We start from the raw sequence: 652 nt of genomic DNA, 5'->3' as shown, positions 1-652 counted from the left end.
TGAAGTGCCCCCGGTAGCCCGGACACCTTGAGTGAGGCGACGATGGTCGTCCGAGAGGAGTGCGTATGCCGGCACCGAAGAGTCCTGAGTTCCGTCGTCGAGCCGTGGAGCTGGCCCGGCTGCGGGAGAAGCCGATCGCGCAGATCGCGAAGGATCTCGGCATCGCCGAGTCCGGTCTGCGGCGGTGGATGAAGCAGGCCGACGTCGACGAAGGCGTCCAAGAGGGCTTGACCTCTGATGAGCGGGCCGAGCTGGTCCAGCTCCGTCGTGACAAGCGGGTGCTGGAGATGGAAGTCGAGATCCTCAAGCGGGCCAGCGCCTACTTCGCCCGGGAGAACGTCCTCCCAAAATAGTGTTCCCGGTGGTCTGTGAGCTCGCCGCGGACGGGGTTCCCGTCGCGGTGACCTGCCGGGTCCTGAACGTCTCGACGTCGGGCTACTACGAGTGGCGCCGTCGGCCCGCCAGTGCGCGGGCGTGGGAGCAGGCGCACCTGATGGAGACCATCCGCCAGGTCCACGCCGCCTCGTACGGCACCTACGGCCACCGCCGCGTGCATGCCGAGCTGGTGTTGGGCAAGGGCATCGCGGTCAGCCGTGGGCGGGTGGAGCGGCTGATGCGCCACACCGGCGTGCAGGGCGTGCACCGGCGCCGG

2 protein-coding genes are annotated in these 652 nt (G+C 68.9%); both read left to right on the top strand.

The window, feature by feature from the left end; genetic code table 11:
• Window positions 1–65: 65 nt before the first annotated feature.
• Entirely contained in the window at window positions 66–353 is a 288-nt protein-coding gene (locus QWY29_RS19750; RefSeq protein ID WP_300962947.1) for a transposase, read from the top strand.
• Window positions 354–361: 8 nt separating this feature from the next.
• Window positions 362–652 (top strand): IS3 family transposase (locus tag QWY29_RS19745; protein ID WP_300962946.1); only part of this gene is annotated, 291 nt, incomplete at its 3' end.

The sequence above is a fragment of the Nocardioides abyssi genome, from assembly GCF_030412915.1.
Lineage (GTDB): Bacteria > Actinomycetota > Actinomycetes > Propionibacteriales > Nocardioidaceae > Nocardioides > Nocardioides abyssi.
Note: the sequence above shows the minus strand (reverse complement) of the source record. Positions and strands in the feature narration are given on the sequence as shown.

What these genes read in the sequence shown, in the direction of transcription:
- QWY29_RS19750 (WP_300962947.1), top strand. Translation starts at nt 66, where the DNA reads ATGCCGGCACCGAAGAGTCCTGAGTTCCGTCGTCGAGCCGTGGAGCTG.